This window comes from Pedobacter sp. T50_32, from assembly GCF_057652195.1.
The window spans coordinates 161,174-180,103 of record NZ_JBYFBY010000002.1 but is presented as its reverse complement, the minus strand read 5'-3'; the positions used below and the strand labels follow the sequence as shown (position 1 = coordinate 180,103).

Genomic DNA, 18,930 nt, shown 5'->3' with positions numbered 1-18,930 from the left:
TAATTTCCGACCGCGTCCATACACATATTCTGGATTGCGGTAAGTCCTATTAGTTATTAATCAGAACAATAATGTTAGATAAGATCATTTATTTTAGTATAAAGAACAAGATCATTATCGGTCTAATGACCTTGGTTCTTATAATTTGGGGTGGTTGGAGTGCAACCAAGCTACCCATAGATGCCGTACCGGACATCACCAATAATCAGGTACAGATATTTACAAGCTGTCCGACCCTTGCCGGTCAAGAGGTGGAACAGCTGGTTACATTCCCTATAGAACAGAGTATTGCCAATGTGCCGAAAATCGAAGAGATTCGTAGTATTTCCCGTTTCGGACTTTCGGTGATTACCGTAGTTTTTGACGACAAGACAGACATTTATTTTGCCCGTCAGCTGATCAACGAACGTCTGAAAGAGGCTGTCGATAAAATCCCGCAGGGCGTGGGTACGCCAGAAATGGCACCAGTGAGCACCGGATTGGGGGAGGTATATCAATATATCATACACCCAAAAAAGGGAAGTGAGAAGAAATATAATGCCAAAGACCTGCGTACGATGCAGGATTGGATCGTTGCCAGACAACTATATGGTACACCAGGAATTGCTGAAGTGAACAGTTTCGGTGGCCAGTTGAAGCAGTATGAGGTTGCCGTTGATCCAGATAGGCTGAGAGCTATGGGCGTGAGCATTCCTGAGATATTTACTGCCCTAGAGAAAAATAACCAGAATACAGGTGGTGCCTATATCGATAAAAAACCGAACGCCTACTTTATCAGGGGTATTGGACTGGTGAATTCGTTGGACGATGTGAAAAAGATTGTCGTAAAGAATTCCGGAGCTGTACCGATCTATATCAATGATGTAGCCGATGTGAGGTTCGGAAGTGCGGTACGCTATGGCGCACTTACCTATAATGGGGAAGTGGATGCCGTTGGGGGAGTAGTGATGATGCTCAAGGGGGAGAACAGTAACGAGGTAGTGAAACGTATCAAGGAAAAACTGCCTACCATTCAAGCCTCTTTACCGGACGATGTGGTTATCGAGCCCTATCTTGATCGTACGGATCTCGTAGGAAGAGCGATTGCTACTGTAGAAAAAAACCTGATCGAAGGGGCGCTGATCGTGATTTTCGTATTGGTGATCTTTTTGGGTAACCTTCGCGCTGGTCTGATTGTTGCCTCGGCTATCCCGCTGGCGCTTCTTTTCGCCCTCGGTATGATGAATGTATTCGGTGTAAGTGCCAATCTGATGAGCCTTGGTGCGATCGATTTCGGTCTGATCGTGGATGGGGCGGTAATCGTCGTAGAGGCGACAATGCACCATCTGGGACTCAGAAAGTCGATGAACAAACTTTCACAGGGCGAGATGGACGAAGAGGTGTTTACCTCTGCTTCAAAAATCCGTACCAGTGCAGCTTTTGGCGAGATCATCATCCTGATCGTTTATATCCCGATCTTAACTTTAGTTGGTGTAGAAGGTAAAATGTTCGGCCCGATGGCACAAACAGTTGGATTTGCCATCTTTGGTGCCCTAATTCTATCGTTGACCTACATCCCGATGATGTGCGCACTTTTCCTTTCGAAAAAGCCTTCGCACAAAATGAATTTCAGCGACAAGATGATGGAGAAGCTTCAGGGCATCTATCAGCCGTTACTGGAAAAGGTAATCAAGATCAAATATTATGTCGTTGCCGCTACAGTGGTGCTTTTCTCCGTTTCTATCTTTTTCTTCAGCAGGATGGGAGGCGAGTTTATTCCGCAGTTACAGGAGGGTGATTTTGCTTTCCACTGTATTCTTCCGCAGGGGAGTTCACTCAACCAGAGTATCGAAACTTCCATGCAGGCCTCCCGTATCATCAAGCAGTTTGACGAAGTGAAGATGGTGGTTGGAAAAACAGGTGCGGCCGAAGTTCCGACCGATCCGATGCCTCCCGAAGCTACCGATCTGATGGTGGTACTGAAGCCGATGAAAGAGTGGAAGACCGAGCGAAGCTACGAAGAGTTGGCGGACGCGATCATGGAAAAACTGGAGGTGATCCCAGGTGTTTTCTTTGAGAAGAACCAGCCAATCCAGATGCGTTTCAATGAGCTGATGACGGGTATCAGACAGGACGTGGCCGTTAAGATCTTCGGAGAGAATATCGATACCCTAGCAAATTATGCCAAAGAGGTTAGCGAAGTGATCCAGAGCGTGCCGGGAGCAACATCTCCACAGGTGGAGCGTGTAAGTGGACTTCCACAGATCAATATCGAATATGACCGCTCACGTATAGCCAATTACGGTCTGACCATCCAGGACGTCAATGATGTGGTAAGTACCGCCTTTGCAGGCAAAAGTACCGGTCAGGTATACGAGAACGAACGCAGGTTCGATTTGGTTGTCCGTTTGGACAGTGCCAAAAGAAGCAGTATCGATGACGTGAGCAATCTGATGATCCCAACAAGCAAGGGACTACAGGTTCCATTGTCACAGGTGGCCAACATCGCCTACAAATTGGGACCTGCACAGATCAGCCGCGAAGCGGGCAAACGCCGTATCGTAATCGGTTTCAATGTTGCAGGGCGCGACGTACAGAGTGTAGTGACTGACATCCAGCAACAGTTGGCCCAGAAGATCAAACTACCATCGGGCTACTATTTCACTTATGGTGGACAGTTCGAGAACCTACAGAAGGCAAGTGCACGTTTGATGATCGCCGTTCCGGTTTCACTGCTGTTGATCTTTATGTTGCTGTTTTTTACGTTCAGATCGTTCAAGCAGGCCATATTGATCTTTACCGCTATCCCGATGAGTGCCATTGGCGGGGTATTCGCATTGATGTTGCGCGGCATGCCGTTCAGTATCAGTGCCGGAATTGGTTTCATCGCACTCTTCGGTGTGGCGGTACTCAATGGTATCGTACTGATCGGAACCTTTAACCAGTTGAAAAAAGAAGGTATGGAAGATATATTGAAACGGGTGAAGGAAGGGGCGATTACCCGCTTGCGCCCAGTATTGATGACAGCAACGGTTGCCTCGTTAGGCTTCCTGCCGATGGCAATCAGTTCTAGTGCGGGTGCCGAGGTACAACGACCTTTGGCTACGGTAGTGATCGGTGGTCTGATCACCGCAACCTTCCTGACTTTATTTGTGCTGCCGTTGTTATACATCATCTTTGACAAGAGCATAAACATTAAAGGTAAGCTAGGTAAAAAGACCGTGGTTGCTACCATCGTTCTGCTGATGATCGGCCTATCTTCGGCCAATGCACAGCAAAGGATATCCGTGGAGAGTGCCGTGGGTACTGCGCTGACTAGTAACCAGCAATTGGGCGTGAACACAGCGGAGGTGAAAAGTGCCAGGCTGAATACCAAGACTGCTTTTGAAATACCCAAGACTGGGATTTTTGCAGAGAATGAGGATTACCGTCCTTCGGATAAAGTCGGTATCCTCAAGATCGGGGTCTCCCAAGCTATTGCGTGGCCCGGTCTATACGCGGCAAGGAAAAATTACCTGAATGCGCAGCTGAAATATGCGGAACTAAATGGTGATGTATTGAATGCTGCAATCAAGAGGGATGTGCGTACAGCGTATTACCAGTTGTGGTTTTTACAGGACAGACAAGCACTCTATACCAGATTGGACAGTGTATATACGATGTTGTTCAAGACTACTGAAATCCGAGTGAGAACGGGGGATGTCGCGAGACTGGACAGGGTGGCCGCCGAAGCCAAAATGAGGGAGCTGCAGGCCCAACTGGTTCAGAATGCCAAAGAGATGACCATCCAGCAGCAGCAACTGATGATGTTGTTAAACCAGAACGAGTGGCTATTGCCTGTTGCTTTACCTTTAGGAAAGGTTGATGTAGAGACTTCGACGGCTGTCGGTACACATCCACTGTTGGCCCTACAGGAGCAGAACGTGAACATTGCCAATTCCAATATCTCGGTTCAGAAGAATACCAACAGACCGGAATTTTCGGGCAGGTTCTTTAGTCAACGTCTTTGGGGAGCAAACGACCCTTTTACGGGTTTTTCGGTAACGGCGTCTATCCCTCTTTTTGGTGGTGGTGCGTATCGCAATAAGGTCAGGGTAGCGAACGCCGAACGTGAGGTTCAGGAAAAAACCTTGGCTTTCCAGTCCCAGCAGCTACAGACCCAAAGGTCTAATGCGATTGCAGATATCGAAAAGAACAGGTCTTTATTGGATTTCTACGAGACTTCGGGACTGAAGCAATCAGAGGAAATCATCGCTGCCGCTACCTTGAGCTATAGGTCTGGAGAGATCAGTTTTGCTGAACTGGGCCAGTTTCTTGGTCAGGCCATCGGCATCCGTCAGGGCTACCTAGATGTCCTGAACCAATACAATCAATCAGCTATCCAATTCAATTACTACAACAACAGATAAGATGAAACTTGTTTTTAGAATATTATTCTTCGCTATGACCGCTATTATAATGAATAGCTGCGGAGGTAAACATACAGAAGGTGACGGCGACAACCATGGCACAGAAGCCAAAATGGCCGAAGGCGCGAAGGAAGAGGAGGGACATGGAGAGGAGGGATCGTCAACCATTGCTTCCCTTACGCCTGAACAGATCAAATCGGTAGGGATTACCATAGGAACGATCGAACAGAAAAATCTTACTGCTGCGATCAAGGCCAACGGCGCCCTTAGGGTACCCAACAATAATAAGGCAAATGCGACCTCACTTTATGGAGGAGTGGTAAAGACCCTAAAAGTGCAATTGGGTGACTACGTACGGAAGGGACAGGTGATCGCTACGATCGAAAATCCGCAGTTTGTACAGTTACAGGAAGAGTACCTGACCATTGGCAGCAGGATCACTTTGGCAGAACAGGAACTGCAACGCCAACGTGAACTGAACGCAGGAAATGCAGGTGCGCTGAAAAATCTACAGAATGCTACTTCCGAGCTGAATGCGATCAAGGCAAGGAAAGCTTCGTTGTATAAGCAGGTGCAGTTGATGGGCATTAATCCTGCCTCTATTTCAGCTTCAACGCTGACGGCTGCCCTATCGGTTACCAGTCCGGTAAGCGGAACAGTGAGTGCGGAATTTGCAAAGATCGGTAGTTACGTGGATGTTTCCTCTCCGGTAGTGGAGATCGTTGACAACGGACTGATCCATTTGGACCTTCAGGTATTTGAGAAGGATCTTCCCTTTGTGAAGGTAGGCCAATTGGTCAATTTTACCGTGACCAATAATCCTCAGGTTACCTACACGGCAAAGGTATTCAATATTGGTTCGTCTTTCGAAAATGAGAGCAAAACCATTGCTGTTCACTGTACGGTAACAGGAAATAAAGCGGGGTTGATCGACGGCATGAATATCACCGGTATGGTCAGTGTCGATAAGGTGATGACTTCAACTGTTCCCAATGATGCGATCGTGGAGGCTGATGGCAAGTTCTACATTTTTGTCCATACTGACAAGCAGGAAGGGGGAGCTGGCCAGGCGCCAGAAAAGGACCATGCGGAGAAAGAAGGGGAAAAGCATGACCATGCCGCCGAAAACAAAGGCCATAGCGCTAATATGAACTTCGAAAAAATTGAGGTTGCCAAGGGCGTTTCGGAGCTGGGCTACACGGCGATCACGCCAGTGGGACAGCTTCCAAAAAATGTAAAGATAGTAACCAAGGGAGCATTTTTTATCAATGCGAAATTAAGCAATGCTGGAGGCCATGAACATTAGGTTAGGTGCGAAGGGGGAAGATGCCTTGTGCATCGACCTCCTTTCGTCAATAATTTGATGGACTATCGAGATGGAAGAAAATGCAGTGTAAAAAGTTATGATGTCGCAGTGGTTATTTGTTAGGTAATAGGTAAATTGAAGATATAAAAAACATCGAATATGCTATTGAACAAAAAAATATCGATCTGGTACTTTATCAAGGGAATCGGATCTCAATTGGTGATCATCACGGTTTTTGCTGTGGTTGTTGGTCTGTTGGATGAACTGCCCATTTTCCAGAAGATTTCACTGCCTTTGGCCGTTCCGGCATTGCTTGGAACTGCGGTGTCATTGTTATTGGCTTTTAGGACAGCCCAATCGTATGAACGTTGGTGGGAGGCCAGAACGGTATGGGGTGCGGTAGTCAACGATTCTAGAACCTTGATCAGACAGGTACAACAGTTTGTTCCCGATAAACAGAAGGTGATCGTAAAGGAGTTTGTCATTACGCAGATTACCTGGGTATATGCTTTGGGGGAGGCGCTGCGCAGGCAGGAATTTTCGCCTAAGGTAAAGAGCTACCTGAATGCCCACCAGATCCAGGCAGTGAATATTCCCAACGCGATATTGGATCAGCATTCCGATAAGGTAAGGGAGCTTGCCAACGATTCGCTGATATCGGATTTCAAGCAGGTTCAGCTCAATGAGACCATAGCTAGGCTATGCGATAGTATGGGCAGGTGTGAAAGGATCAAAAACACGGTATTTCCAAGGTCTTATAGCCTTTTGGTACATACCCTGATCTATGTGTTCGCTATTCTGCTTCCCTTAGGCATGCAGGATGTACAGGTTGGCATAGAGATTTTCCTGACCATATTGATCCCGATCCTTTTTGTTGCCATTGAAAAGACAGCAATCATCATGCAGGATCCGTTCGAAAATACGCCAGTGGATACACCGATGACCTCATTGGCACAGACCATAGAGATCAATCTGTTGGAAAGGATCGGGGAGAAGGATGTACCGGCCAAGCCCAAGAATTATCAATATTTTGAAATGTAATCAATATTAGCGGATGGATATCGAATTTGAGCTATTGCTTTCGGCCAAAATGCTATTGGCCCTGATCCTCGGTGGTATCGTAGGTATCGAACGGGAACGGGAACATCAGTATACAGGGATCAGGACTTTTGCCTGCATCTGTGTAGCTGCGTGTCTCTTTGTTTCCATTGCTGCCCATCTGACCGAAGATAAGTCTGCCATTTCAAGGATGTTGGCAGCTATCGCTACGGGTCTGGGCTTTATCGGTGCGGGTATTATTTTCCGAGATGAGAAAAATACGCCCAAGGGGCTGACAACGGCAGCAGGTCTCTGGTCTACCTCGGCTATCGGCGTTGCCATTGCGCTGAACATGTTCGTGATAGCAGTGGCGGCTACCCTGGTCCTCCTATTGATCTTTACCATCAACAAATTTTCTTGGTACCAGCGCTTTCTAAAAGTGCTTTTCAGGAGTAAACAGCACGATGACAATATTTAATCTTAAATAATTTAAAACCAAATCATATGGAACATAAGCATAAGTATGATGCACAGGGAAAACAGCTCTGCTGCAATCAGACAGAAAAAATCTACGATAATGCCGGTGCAAAAGATTTGTTGAAAGATAAGCACCATGCCGGTGATGGGCACGACCATGATCACGAGCATAGTGATGATGATGGCCATAACCATGATGTAACAGATAAAAGTGCTTTTCAGCTATTTTTACCGGCGATCATTTCCCTGGTACTGCTTTTGATCGGTATCGCCCTTGATAACTTTTTTCCCCAACCGTGGTTTACGGGCTGGGTTAGGGTAGCACTTTATGTAGCTGCCTACGCTCCTGTGGGTTTGCCCGTGATCAAAGATGCCATCGGTAGTATAAGTAAGGGCGAGGTATTCTCGGAATTCTTTCTGATGAGCATTGCCACCATAGGTGCATTCATTATCAAGGAATATCCTGAAGGGGTAGCTGTGATGTTGTTCTATGCCGTTGGTGAAGTTTTTCAGACGCTTGCCGTATCCAGGGCAAAAAGTAATATCAAGGCGCTATTGGACCAACGTCCAGACGAAGTGACCATTCTAGAGGATGGTAAGCCACGTACCATGAAAGCGGAGCAGGTAGAGATCGGTGCGGTCATACAGCTTAAGCCAGGGGAAAAGCTTGGATTGGATGGAGAACTGATTTCAGAGTCTGCATCCTTTAATACCGCTGCCCTGACTGGGGAAAGTAAACCTGATTCCAAAAATAAAGGAGAGACGGTACTTGCCGGGATGATCAACCTGAACACGGTAAGTCAGGTAAAGGTCAATACAGCCTACTCCGATAGTAAGCTGAGCAAGATCTTGGAACTGGTACAGAATGCGACAGCGCAGAAGGCTCCGACCGAACTTTTCATCCGAAAGTTTGCGAAAATCTATACGCCTATCGTAGTCCTATTGGCCATCGGAATTTGTGTAGTGCCTTATTTCTTTGTTGAAGGCTATGTGTTCAGGGACTGGCTTTATAGGGCATTGATCTTCTTGGTCATCTCTTGTCCATGTGCGCTTGTGATCTCTATTCCGTTAGGTTACTTCGGAGGGATTGGCGCAGCCAGTCGAAATGGCATCCTTTTCAAGGGCAGTAACTTTTTGGATATCCTTGCAACCGTAAAGAATGTGGTAATGGATAAGACGGGAACGATGACCGAAGGTGTATTCAAGGTACAGCAGGTAACTATCGAAGAAGGTTTTGATCAGCAGGAAATTCTGAAATTGGTCAATGCGTTGGAAAGTCAGAGTACACATCCCGTGGCAACGGCCATTCATAACCATGTTGGCGAAGTAGATAGTTCGGTCAAACTTGATAATGTTGAGGAAATCGCAGGCCATGGCCTGAAGGCTACCGTTGACGGTAAGGAACTATTGGTCGGAAATTTCAAGTTGATGGACAAGTTCCAGATCAAGTATGGTCTAGATCCGTCAGAAATTGTGTATACGGTAATCGCAGTCGCTTTTGGTGGTAAGTTTGCAGGGTATATCACTATTGCAGACAGTATTAAGGCGGATTCTAAACGAACTATTGAAAAGCTCCATGAACTGGGTGTTAGGGCAACCATGCTCAGCGGGGATAAAAGTTCGGTGGTGGCCTACGTGGCCAAACAATTGGGTATCGATAATGCCTTTGGAGATCTTTTGCCGGAAGATAAGGTCAATAAGGTAAAGGAACTGAAGTCGAGGAACGAGAGCGTTGCTTTCGTTGGAGATGGAGTTAACGATGCACCAGTAGTTGCCCTGAGCGATGTTGGCATGGCCATGGGCGGTCTGGGCAGTGATGCTACGATCGAGACGGCAGATGTGGTGATACAGGATGACATGCCAAGCAAGATTCCCATGGCGATCAATATCGGTAAGCAGACCAAAAAAATCGTTTGGCAGAATATCATCCTTGCTTTTTCGGTGAAGGCCGTAGTGCTTGTACTTGGTGCGGGAGGCTTGGCTACGATGTGGGAGGCGGTATTCGCTGACGTAGGTGTGGCACTGATCGCGATATTGAATGCGGTAAGGATACAGCGGATGAAATTTGGATAGGATAATGGGGAACTGATGAAGAAACGGAACAAGCGGTATAAGGGAGGTGCTGAATTTGACCATCCGCTTTTTAGGGCGCCTGGGGTAAAGAATGAAAAAAGACCCATAAAAAAATACCGGCTATGGAAAATCCTGTTGATGATGATCGTAGGACTGATCCTGCTGCTGGCAGTAATTTCGACCGCAAAACATTATTACAGGCATATCAGTGGGGATATACAACATAAGCCCCACCGATAGGAAAACGCTAAAAGATCCTGCTACTAGTTTATACTATCTGGCAGGATCTTTTTGATTCAATTCACAACAACCAGGAAATTAAAGATTTGCAAGTGGAGCTTTCTATAGCTGAATCGTCGTCTTTGTTGGCGACCCTCGGTGAATTTTCGGATGAGAACATCCAACAGTTCAAAAGTGAGACGCGCCTAAGGTGTTTTCGTAATGGGCAATATCTTCTTGAGGCGGGAGAAGTATGTCTAGCTATCTATTTGGTGGTGTCGGGCAATGCCTACCAGTTCGCAACCTTGGACGAGCATGAGTTAATACAGGCTTTCTACGGTAAGGGTGATTGGTGTCTCTGCAGCTTCAGCTTTATCCGTTCAGAACCATCACTGACCTCTATTAGGGCACTTGGCAATCTTGTCGTGCTGGAGCTTACCGCTCAATCCGTACAGAGACTGATCAAATATTCTCCAGCTTTCTGTCAGCTAGGCAGGCTCTTGGACAATTCGCCAACTTATTAGATGGATTTCCCGCATTGTTACCTCTGGGAACAGAAATATTGTAGGAATAATATGATAAAAGCTACGGTCGTCACTATTGCGGACAGTACATTTTTCAATAGTTTCATGTTTGGAATTATTGTATGATGTTTGCTGTTGGATATAATTGATCAGGACATAAATTCACGGACGAAAAGCAAATAGGCAATCCAAAGAATGGCCAATAGGATAGCTTCAGTTCGATGGGATAGGATAAATCCCTTCCAGTTTTTTTTATCGCGCCGGTTATGCGGTTCGTTGTTTTTTGGCATTGTCTGTGGTGGAGTGGTTGACGTGGACATATCTGGAACGTGTAGCAAAGTAGATAAGCACGATGATGGAAATGAAACCTAACAGAAAAAGCATGGCCTTAATCGCACGATAGACTTTTTCAAGCCGATCTCTTTGTTTTTTCAGTTTTGCTTTCTTCTCTACCTTACTTGCGCTCCGCATAATTTCAGATGATCTGGTCAATAGCTTGCTTAATGTTTTTTAGCTGAGATTGGCGATTAATAAACAGTCTGGTCGTTTAAATTCCATTCCATTCAGTGCCCATCAGAATTGGATAGGTGTCTTTTGAAACCGACTTGCGCCGTCCATACGGATACATAGAAAAATGTATACCATTCCTAAGCTACAAAAATTCAATGAAGAAGATCAGTCTGAAGTTTCCGGACTAAGATGGACAGTATGGTGCTAACCTATCAGGAGATGCAGATGGGAGGGCCGCGGAGTTGGTTCCGATAAGCGTATTGGTCACCAGATAGTTGGTTGTCCACATGGTAGTATGTTGCTGGTGAATTATTGATTTGCCTTTGGACCAAAGAGAAGGCTTTTCCTTGAGTTATTAGAATAGCTGCCTTTTTGATAGCGATATGGCTAGCGCCAGTCGTCCCGATGTAGTTTTCAACTTCCTGTCCAATATCGAAATTCGAGAAAAGGAAGCCAATAATGTCCTCTTCAAATTCTAATTGTTCGGGTGGGTGGTGATGGTCAAGTTTGCGGGAAGCTTCCAAGCTCCCAGTTTCGTGATGATGGTGGGTAGCCATGGTGGGACCAAGTGTTAGTATCTTGGCCAGCAACAATAGTATGGCGATATATATTCTCATCAGTTTGCCAAAGATACTTAAAGTTATCTTCGGACAGGGATTCGATAGCATTGTATGAACAGATTTAACATAATGATAACATAGCAAAGGACAGGGAAATGACCCTGTCCTTTAAGATCACTACTTTTTATTTTTGTCGTGATGCTCATTCTCATCATGGTGTTCAGACTCATCATGATGCTCTTTTTCGTTGTGATGTTCGTTTTCACTATGGTGTTCCTTTTCCTTGTGATGTTCCATCTCATTGGCATGACCAGGACCTTCGTGGTGCTCCTTGTGTGGATGGTGTTCCTGATGGTCATGGTGTTCTTTGTGCTGGTGATGCTCTTTGTGAGGATGGTGTTCGCCGTGCTGATGGTTTTCTTTTTTTGAATTTTCAGTGTTCATAACTTTAAATTTAAGTGAATAATTGATTGTGTCCGTGGGAAAATCCCACAGTATCTTGGCTGAAAGGCAAAACAATTTCAGTTCGTATCGATAATTCGATCGAAGGAATATAATCTGGAAATACGGTTAATGCTATCCTATATCAGGAAGCTCTGTTGTTGAAGATAGATTGGAGTTGCTTTTACCAATCGTTTTGGACGGGGTGGGTAGACTTTTAGCTTAGTAGATGCTGCGGTCGAATTATCTCTTATAAGTTGATCAACTATGAGTAAATGATCAAAATGTAGCGAAACGGCAGATGAGCTTTTATCTACTCGTGCCTGCACAGTTACGGAGATAGGGCAGTCACAACATGGGATTTCACATCCATCCGCTAAACTTTCTACAAGGATTTCTTGAGATTGATCCGAAACTCGTTGCATACTATGCTTTTGGGCTCCAACTTCAACTACGAAAAGGAGTAGATAACTAAAAGCAAGAATTGACGCAATGATTCTTCTCATGGTTTTCCACGTTATACTAGTTACTACAAGTGAGATTTGATTTTGTTTTGAAGTATTTCAGAGAATGTTGTTGAATCCGGTCAATCTTAACTTTATGCGGTAGTTCTAGGGCTTCAGCCTGGACTAACTCAGCCCGTCAAACTGATATCTCCAGTGAAATCGTACGGCATCCATCACTAGTATCACCGAAACTAAGGGTAATTGTTGACTTTCCAGAAAACCATATCCGTTGCGTGTCGATGTCTCCTAGGTCTTCATATTCGGTCACCTCCAATTTTCTTTTATGATCCATCGGCAGTCCGAAAAGCTTGATGCATTTATTGAGCAGGAAAATGAATTCTGCATACATAACACCCTGCCTGCGGCCCCTTGCAGATCTGAAAAGTATTAATGAATTCCCGTTTTTGGAAATAGCCGTCTGGAGGCGATCGAAATAATTCAGTACTGGATAAGTTAGTTTGATCACCTGTTGATCACTCCATAAGGAATGATGGATGACAAAGCCGTGCTTCAGCGAATACTTGATGCCCTTAGCAAAGGAGCTGAGGTCTTCTTCGTTATTAAGCAGAAAGGTAGATTTAGCGATAAAGTCCTTTACGGAAAGTACTTGCGTGGTAATCCCGAATATCTTGTAGGTGATGAATGCCTTGGTCTGTACCCCTTTGTCATCCGAGACAAAATAATCTGTCATACTCGCAAAGTAGGCATGGGCGGCATCTCTTTGGAGATCCATGTAGCTATTTTTCTTCCTCTTGCCTCCAGATCGTTCTTCGGTGACGCCCATAAACTCTAGCTGTATGTAGGTGTTGATAAAACGGTTGTAGTCATCTTCCGGTCCGACTGACGTGCTCACGATATCTACAAGCTCTGAAAAACTTTTTCCAAATGCAGTCTCCTTCATCCGCTCGTCAAAGTCAAAGGACCATGCCTCATAGCTGTATTCTTTTCGGTCAACATAGGATCTGAGGAACTGTTGATGTTTGGAAAAGCCTTCCTTGTCATTGATGAAACCACCCGTTTGGTTCAAACCTTTCAGCGCGTCCCTTATCGTACTGATTCCGCTGAACTCTTGACTTAAACCCATTGCCTGTAAGTTCGCTGATAGTAAGGGATCTTGTTTGGCCGCATCAAAGAGAGGAATATCCAGAAGTTGCTTGAACAAGGGTTGGAACGAACTAAGCTCTTCCAAACCAAAAGCTTCCTCGATGAAACCGTTCGGATCTTCCAAGATTTTTTTGGAAACTTCGAAATCAATAGAGCTATATGCTTCACTGGGGGTAGCTAGACTGATTTCGTCTTTTTTTTCGATATGGTCGCGATGGAAGTAGTTGTTTTTAACATATTCCTCCATATGCGCTAGGTCGACCTGACGGAAACTTGCCTCAGAACTTGAAAGGTCGTTCAAATGGGCCTCGGAAAATACAAAAAGAAAGGCATCCTTCAGTTTTTCGATGGTGCTCAACAACTCTTGGTTCATGTGCTTGGAGCCAGGTCTGATCTGTCTATAGATATTACTGTCTAGGTATAGTCTCATGGTTTCTATTTATTCCAACTAAATTTACTGTTTTTATTTCCAATGGCTGTATGAAAATTAAGAACCTCAAAAAATATTTAGGTAGCTGTTAGCCACTTGTCAAGTATAGCCAACTAAGCTGTCCATTTTTGTGTCTGTTAGATCGGTCATTCACCTGATCTTTTTAAGAGTTGCAAATTTAATTAACCGTAGTTCAGTAGCACAGTTCCATCGCCTTAGTTTAAACACCCTTGTGTTTGGCAAGATGTATTTTTGTCCACGGACAAAAACATCTTGCCGCCCTTGCGGTCGGAGCAGGCACTCGGAACTCGTGCCTGCCTGAACACCAATAATGTACCTCATGGGCTTTCAAAAAGAAGAGAAAAGTGAGCGTTTGGATTTTGCCTTAAGGACTAGGGTAGACAAGAAAAGCTTCGAGAGATTGGAGAAATTGCTCGCATCCAGTACCTGCCAATCTATGGGGGAACTGATCCGAAAGCTGATCAATCGTGAGAAGATTAACTGTGTTTACACGGATACGACAATGAATGCGCCAATGGAAGAATTGGTATCTATCCGTAGGGAGCTAAAATCGATCGGAGTAAACATCAATCAGATCACACGTAGCTTCAATCAGGAAAAGACCAAGGATGTAGCAAGGCAATACTATGTGATGCAGGTGGCTGACCTGTATAAAAAGGTGGATATCAAAGTGGATAGGTTGTTGGTCTTGGTTGGAGAGCTTACGGAAAAATGGTTACAAAGATCATAACGGGGAAGAGTATTCGAAGTATCATGCTCTACAATGAAAACAAGGTCAAGGAGCAAAAGGCGAAGATTGTTATCGCTAACAAATTCGGGACTGATATTGAAAAATTGACTGTCGCCTCAAAGCTCAAACGTTTCGAGCTATTGACCTTTCTCAAACCGAATGTGAAGACCAATGCACTACATATCATGCTCAATTTTGATAGCAGCGATACTTTGGATGCTGGCAAACTTCAAAACATAGCAGTTGAGTACATGGACAGGATTGGTTTTGGCGACCAGCCCTATCTGGTCTATCAGCACCTTGATACCGCACATCCGCATTTGCACGTGGTTACCACGAATATCACTGCTGATGGACAGCGGATAGATATGCATGGCATCGGCAGGACGCTTTCCGAGGACGCAAGAAAGGAATTGGAAATTATCTATGGTTTGGTCAAGGCAGAAGGCAGGCAGAGAAGTGAAATCCTTCAAACGGCACCAATCGATCTGGTCAAAGCAGTCTATGGAAAGGCCGCGACCAAGCGTACAATTACCAATGTGGTGTGGGCAGTGATCAGGGATTATAAGTATACCTCGCTTGCAGAGTTCAATGCGATTCTTGGACAGTTTGGAGTGGTTGCCGATAGGGGAAAGAAGGAGACTAAAATGTTTGAAAACCGTGGCCTAGTCTATTCGCTGATGGATGTGGGTGGCAAAAGGATCGGTGTCCCTTTCAAAGCTTCGCAATTGAGTGGTAGACCGTTATTGGATGTGGTAGAGAAGAAGTATGGAAGATGTAAGGAAATCAGGCAGACGTACAAGGAAACTGTTTCACAGCGGATTGATCGGGTGTTGAATAGATATAACCTGTTGACCAAGCACACTTTTGATCGGGAGCTTGCTGCCCAGAAGATCGGAGCGGTCTATCGGATGAATGCAGAAGGCAGGTGTTATGGCGTGACATTCGTAGACCATCGGACCAAATGTGTTTTCAATGGAAGTGATCTCGGCAAGGGATATTCGGCCAAAGCACTAACGGAAACCTTTGCGACTAGGGACGAACCAAAGACTTATTTGGGCGCTGCCATCAGGTCTGCTCATGCAAATGCTCCACACCACGATCAAGTGTCAAAATCCAGCTCACAGAACCAAGGCCTTCTGGATATGGTATTATCAAAGAATTACAATGAAGAATTACCCAGCAGCCTAAAACCTAAAAAGAAACGTAAAAAAGGAAAATCAAGTTCACACGACTTAAATCGTTAAGCATATGAATACAGGGGAAGACATCCAATCACTTCGAAAGATCATAGATTTCACTAGATTGATCAGCATATTTATTTTGGCCATCCATTTCTATGTTGGCTTTTATCGGGCATTCCTAGTATGGAGATTGACCGCTGGTATTACCGATCAGCTTGTTGCCAATATCGCAAAGACTGGGCTGTTTACTGGTTTCCTCGCAGCCAAGGTTGCAGCGCTAATCTGTCTAATTGTTTCAATGGTTGGAGCCAAGGGAAGGAAGGATGAAAAGCTGAAACTGGCGCCGATCTGTGGGCTGATCGGAATTGGACTGTGCATCTATTTTTCCAGTCCTTTAGTACTTTATCTTCAGGTTGGCGTTGTTTTAGTGGCACTGGTTTATATGCTCCTGACCTTGATAGGCTATCTGTTGGTCTTGACTGGCGGGGTAAGATTATCAAGGTTGATCAAAAACCATCTGGATAGTGATATCTTCAATAATCTGGCAGAGACCTTTCCGCAGGAAGAGCGATTGCTCGAAAACAAATATTCGATCAATCTTCCAGCAAAATATCGGTTGAAGGACAAGGTCAGGGACAGCTGGATCAATATCATCAATCCCTTTAGGGGGCTGCTGGTGGCAGGGACCCCGGGGTCTGGTAAATCCTACTTTGTGATCAGGCATTTGATCGAGCAGCATATCAAAAAGGGCTTCTCGATGTTCCTTTACGATTTTAAGTTTGATGACCTTTCGAAGCTGGCCTACAATATGCTCTTAAAATATCGGGGCAACTATAAGGTGCAGCCCCAATTCTATGTGATCAATTTTGATGATCTGAGTAGGACGCACCGCTGCAATCCCCTTGATCCGTTGAGCATGGATGACATTACTGATGCGACTGAGGCCAGTCGGACGATAATGCTTGGACTGAACAGGGACTGGATCAAAAAGCAGGGGGATTTCTTTGTGGAAAGTCCGATCAATTTCTTGACGGCAATTATTTGGTACCTCCGTAGATATGAAGAGGGAAAGTATTGTACGCTGCCGCATGTGATCGAACTGATGCAGACAGACTATGACCAGTTATTTGCGGTGCTCTACCAGCAGGAGGAGATTAGGGTGTTGATCAATCCATTTGTATCGGCTTATCAGAATAAGGCTATGGCACAGCTGGAGGGGCAGATCGCCTCAGCCAAGATTGGGTTGGCAAGGCTTTCATCACCGTCTTTATATTATGTGCTGAGCGGTAATGATTTTACATTGGATGTGAACAATCCGGAAGAACCGAAGATCATCTGCGTGGGCAATAATCCACAGAAATTGCAGGTATATGGTGCTGTATTATCCCTTTATATCTCTAGGATGATCAAATTGGTCAATCAGAAAGGGAAGCTGAAAAGTAGTCTGGTATTTGATGAGTTCCCGACGATATTCTTCAACAATATCGATAGCCTGATCGCTACCGCCCGAAGTAACAAGGTGGCAACGACCTTAGCGGTACAAGATTTTAGTCAACTGAAAAAGGATTATGGTGCCGAGCAGGCCGATGTGATTACGGGTATTGTTGGCAATATCATTTCGGGACAGGTAACGGGAGATACCGCGAGAAAACTTTCAGAGGGATTTGGCAAGATCATGCAGGAAAGGCAGAGCAAGTCAATTAACAGCAGCGATATTTCCATTTCCCAGTCCACCCAGTTGGACTTTGCCATCCCAGCGGCCAAGATTGCAAGCCTATCCAGTGGAGAGTTTGTGGGCATAGTTGCAGACAACCCAGAGCAGAAAATTACGTTGAAAATGTTCCATAGCGGGATCCAGAATGACCACAGGGCCATCGCTGAGGAAGAGGAGACTTTTATCCCAATTCCGAAGGTTCAGGAGATAAGCGAAGAGGATATACAGGAGAACTACATTGCCGTAAAAAAGGACATATTGAAATTACTGGGTAAAGAGTTAGAAAGCTTAAAAACTGGAAATAGCGAAGTGTCTTCATCAGACGTTAGCGAGGATAGCCATAAACAATCATCAATTTCGTTTTAGTGGGGTTACAATAAAGATTTGATCAAATTGTAAAAAAGAAGTTCTCTTATTTAGATGAATGGTAATCCAATTCATTTATTATTTTTGTTTTCTAACGCGGATAACAAATGTCTTATATCGATGATCTCTTAAAGGATTTTACCAAGGATAATGCTATAACATGGATCAAAGATAGCCTCAAATTCTTTCGTAATCCAACATCTTTTGTAAACAGGATTTCTGGTCTGCCAGCTGATAAATTGGTGCCTCAGTATCTATTTTATTTTATCCTTTATACTCTGAGCTTCTTTGTACTTCTGATAGGAAACGAACCACTAGCGGCTCTTAGGCCAGCCATTCTAAACCTGGTTAATGCGGTATTGATGATTGGATTATTTTCTCTACTTACTTTTATCCTCACTAAAACTAATGCTACTAAGGAAATAGCAATTTTTATATTGTCGGTGATGCTGTTTAGTAGTCCATTAATTCTCGTGCTGCAGAGCCAGTTTCTTAATACTGAGAATTTTGCGTATAAACTTGGTGCTGGAACTATTGGTGCGCTAACTCAAATTTTCTGTTTTATACTATTCCCTTTCTTTTTGACGATAACTAAAAAACTTGCATGGCGATGTAGTATATTAATTTTTGTTTTTGTCAATTTGGTATGGCTGGTTTTTTCCTATTTTTCATTCGATGATTACGATAAGAAATTCAATATGTATAGTTTGGATCCGATTATCACTGAATACAACGAAACATTTGAAGAGTTATCCTACAGGGAGTATATACCAACTTTTCGAGTGTTCTACTTTGATGGTAAAAGGACTGAAAGTGGCTTCTGGATACAGGATATTACGGCGAATGATCAAAATTTAAGTCAAGATGTAAGTAATAATGATGTCTATAAAAATTCTATCAAGGAGAATATCTTAACTTTAGAAAAAAGGATAGTTGCTTCTAAATATCAGAGAAATAAAGAGATGTTTATACTATGGAAAAACTATTTTAATGAAGTAGGGGCGCTATGTAAGGTTAATGAGTTTTCGGGATCGGATGTCGAAAGGCTTTTAAAAGAAGGCTCCATAGGAGTAGACACCATCAATGGCCGTAGAAGAACTTATATGCGCATCAATATTGATAGCGTGGTCAAGCTACAGGCTAATCTTAAGATGAAGCATAACGGTCTTGTAGCTGCTTTTGATTTCTCGGAACTCCCAATGATTATAGCCAATCGTGCTCGATATTTTCTGGGCTTTGTAATGGATGGGATTTATTTAGATTATTTTCAAAAACCCAAAAGCAAGCCTTATACGGATAGATTTGAACCTATCAACTCTGGGATTTAGAAATTTTACGC

At 44.3% G+C, this 18,930-nt stretch carries 14 protein-coding genes; 10 read left to right on the top strand and 4 right to left on the bottom strand.

Annotation, left to right across the window (positions count from 1 at the left end; genetic code table 11):
• The first annotated feature begins 71 nt into the window (after nt 1–71).
• The 6 genes from AC23ME_RS06100 (at nt 72) to AC23ME_RS06075 (ending at nt 10,025) form a co-directional block, all read left to right on the top strand.
• Nucleotides 72–4,388 carry a CusA/CzcA family heavy metal efflux RND transporter gene (locus AC23ME_RS06100; protein WP_487726873.1) on the top strand — a complete coding sequence of 1,439 codons (4,317 nt, stop codon included), beginning with the start codon at nt 72–74 and terminating at the stop codon, nt 4,386–4,388.
• 1 nt (nt 4,389) lies between these two features.
• Nucleotides 4,390–5,694, top strand: coding sequence for an efflux RND transporter periplasmic adaptor subunit (locus AC23ME_RS06095; protein ID WP_487726872.1), 1,305 nt, complete (start codon nt 4,390–4,392; stop codon nt 5,692–5,694).
• A gap of 159 nt (nt 5,695–5,853) precedes the next feature.
• Nucleotides 5,854–6,735 (top strand): bestrophin family protein, encoded by an 882-nt coding sequence (locus tag AC23ME_RS06090; protein ID WP_487726871.1) that lies wholly within the window; start codon nt 5,854–5,856, stop codon nt 6,733–6,735.
• Nucleotides 6,736–6,748: 13 nt separating this feature from the next.
• Nucleotides 6,749–7,210, top strand: coding sequence for an MgtC/SapB family protein (locus AC23ME_RS06085; protein WP_487726870.1), 462 nt, complete (start codon nt 6,749–6,751; stop codon nt 7,208–7,210).
• Between the two features lie 26 nt (nt 7,211–7,236).
• The gene (locus AC23ME_RS06080) at nt 7,237–9,282 is read left to right on the top strand and encodes a heavy metal translocating P-type ATPase (protein WP_487726869.1); all 2,046 of its coding nucleotides are present in this window, start codon (nt 7,237–7,239) and stop codon (nt 9,280–9,282) included.
• Nucleotides 9,283–9,614: 332 nt separating this feature from the next.
• Complete coding sequence (locus tag AC23ME_RS06075; RefSeq protein ID WP_487726868.1) at nt 9,615–10,025, top strand: Crp/Fnr family transcriptional regulator; 411 nt, start codon at nt 9,615–9,617, stop codon at nt 10,023–10,025.
• A 722-nt stretch (nt 10,026–10,747) separates the two neighbouring features.
• Here AC23ME_RS06075 and AC23ME_RS06070 read toward each other — a convergent pair.
• The 4 genes from AC23ME_RS06070 to AC23ME_RS06055 all read right to left on the bottom strand — a co-directional run bounded on the left by AC23ME_RS06070 (nt 10,748) and on the right by AC23ME_RS06055 (nt 13,519).
• Nucleotides 10,748–11,152 (bottom strand): hypothetical protein, encoded by a 405-nt coding sequence (locus tag AC23ME_RS06070; RefSeq protein WP_487726867.1) that lies wholly within the window; start codon nt 11,150–11,152, stop codon nt 10,748–10,750.
• A gap of 120 nt (nt 11,153–11,272) precedes the next feature.
• Entirely contained in the window at nt 11,273–11,539 is a 267-nt protein-coding gene (locus AC23ME_RS06065; protein WP_487726866.1) for a hypothetical protein, read from the bottom strand.
• Between the two features lie 137 nt (nt 11,540–11,676).
• Entirely contained in the window at nt 11,677–12,042 is a 366-nt protein-coding gene (locus AC23ME_RS06060; protein ID WP_487726865.1) for a hypothetical protein, read from the bottom strand.
• Between the two features lie 136 nt (nt 12,043–12,178).
• Nucleotides 12,179–13,519 carry a hypothetical protein gene (locus tag AC23ME_RS06055; protein ID WP_487726864.1) on the bottom strand — a complete coding sequence of 447 codons (1,341 nt, stop codon included), beginning with the start codon at nt 13,517–13,519 and terminating at the stop codon, nt 12,179–12,181.
• Nucleotides 13,520–13,916: 397 nt separating this feature from the next.
• Here AC23ME_RS06055 and AC23ME_RS06050 point away from each other — a divergent pair, with 397 nt between their 5' ends.
• The 4 genes from AC23ME_RS06050 (at nt 13,917) to AC23ME_RS06035 (ending at nt 18,919) form a co-directional block, all read left to right on the top strand.
• On the top strand, nt 13,917–14,327 hold the full coding sequence (locus AC23ME_RS06050; protein ID WP_487726863.1) for a plasmid mobilization protein: 411 nt from the start codon (nt 13,917–13,919) through the stop codon (nt 14,325–14,327).
• Between the two features lie 23 nt (nt 14,328–14,350).
• Nucleotides 14,351–15,574 carry a relaxase/mobilization nuclease domain-containing protein gene (locus tag AC23ME_RS06045; protein WP_487726862.1) on the top strand — a complete coding sequence of 408 codons (1,224 nt, stop codon included), beginning with the start codon at nt 14,351–14,353 and terminating at the stop codon, nt 15,572–15,574.
• A 4-nt stretch (nt 15,575–15,578) separates the two neighbouring features.
• Nucleotides 15,579–17,591 (top strand): conjugal transfer protein MobC, encoded by a 2,013-nt coding sequence (gene mobC / locus AC23ME_RS06040; protein ID WP_487726861.1) that lies wholly within the window; start codon nt 15,579–15,581, stop codon nt 17,589–17,591.
• Between the two features lie 107 nt (nt 17,592–17,698).
• Nucleotides 17,699–18,919 (top strand): hypothetical protein, encoded by a 1,221-nt coding sequence (locus tag AC23ME_RS06035; protein WP_487726860.1) that lies wholly within the window; start codon nt 17,699–17,701, stop codon nt 18,917–18,919.
• The last annotated feature ends 11 nt before the right edge of the window (nt 18,920–18,930 follow it).

Bases quoted from the DNA above. Each gene is read 5' to 3' on its own strand.
- AC23ME_RS06070 (WP_487726867.1), bottom strand. From the start codon at position 11,152: ATGAGAATATATATCGCCATACTATTGTTGCTGGCCAAGATACTAACA.
- AC23ME_RS06050 (WP_487726863.1), top strand. From the start codon at position 13,917: ATGGGCTTTCAAAAAGAAGAGAAAAGTGAGCGTTTGGATTTTGCCTTA.
- AC23ME_RS06090 (WP_487726871.1), top strand. From the start codon at position 5,854: ATGCTATTGAACAAAAAAATATCGATCTGGTACTTTATCAAGGGAATC.
- AC23ME_RS06100 (WP_487726873.1), top strand. From the start codon at position 72: ATGTTAGATAAGATCATTTATTTTAGTATAAAGAACAAGATCATTATC.
- AC23ME_RS06035 (WP_487726860.1), top strand. From the start codon at position 17,699: ATGTCTTATATCGATGATCTCTTAAAGGATTTTACCAAGGATAATGCT.
- AC23ME_RS06095 (WP_487726872.1), top strand. From the start codon at position 4,390: ATGAAACTTGTTTTTAGAATATTATTCTTCGCTATGACCGCTATTATA.
- AC23ME_RS06045 (WP_487726862.1), top strand. From the start codon at position 14,351: ATGCTCTACAATGAAAACAAGGTCAAGGAGCAAAAGGCGAAGATTGTT.
- AC23ME_RS06065 (WP_487726866.1), bottom strand. From the start codon at position 11,539: ATGAACACTGAAAATTCAAAAAAAGAAAACCATCAGCACGGCGAACAC.
- AC23ME_RS06055 (WP_487726864.1), bottom strand. From the start codon at position 13,519: ATGAACCAAGAGTTGTTGAGCACCATCGAAAAACTGAAGGATGCCTTT.
- mobC (WP_487726861.1), top strand. From the start codon at position 15,579: ATGAATACAGGGGAAGACATCCAATCACTTCGAAAGATCATAGATTTC.
- AC23ME_RS06085 (WP_487726870.1), top strand. From the start codon at position 6,749: ATGGATATCGAATTTGAGCTATTGCTTTCGGCCAAAATGCTATTGGCC.
- AC23ME_RS06080 (WP_487726869.1), top strand. From the start codon at position 7,237: ATGGAACATAAGCATAAGTATGATGCACAGGGAAAACAGCTCTGCTGC.
- AC23ME_RS06060 (WP_487726865.1), bottom strand. From the start codon at position 12,042: ATGAGAAGAATCATTGCGTCAATTCTTGCTTTTAGTTATCTACTCCTT.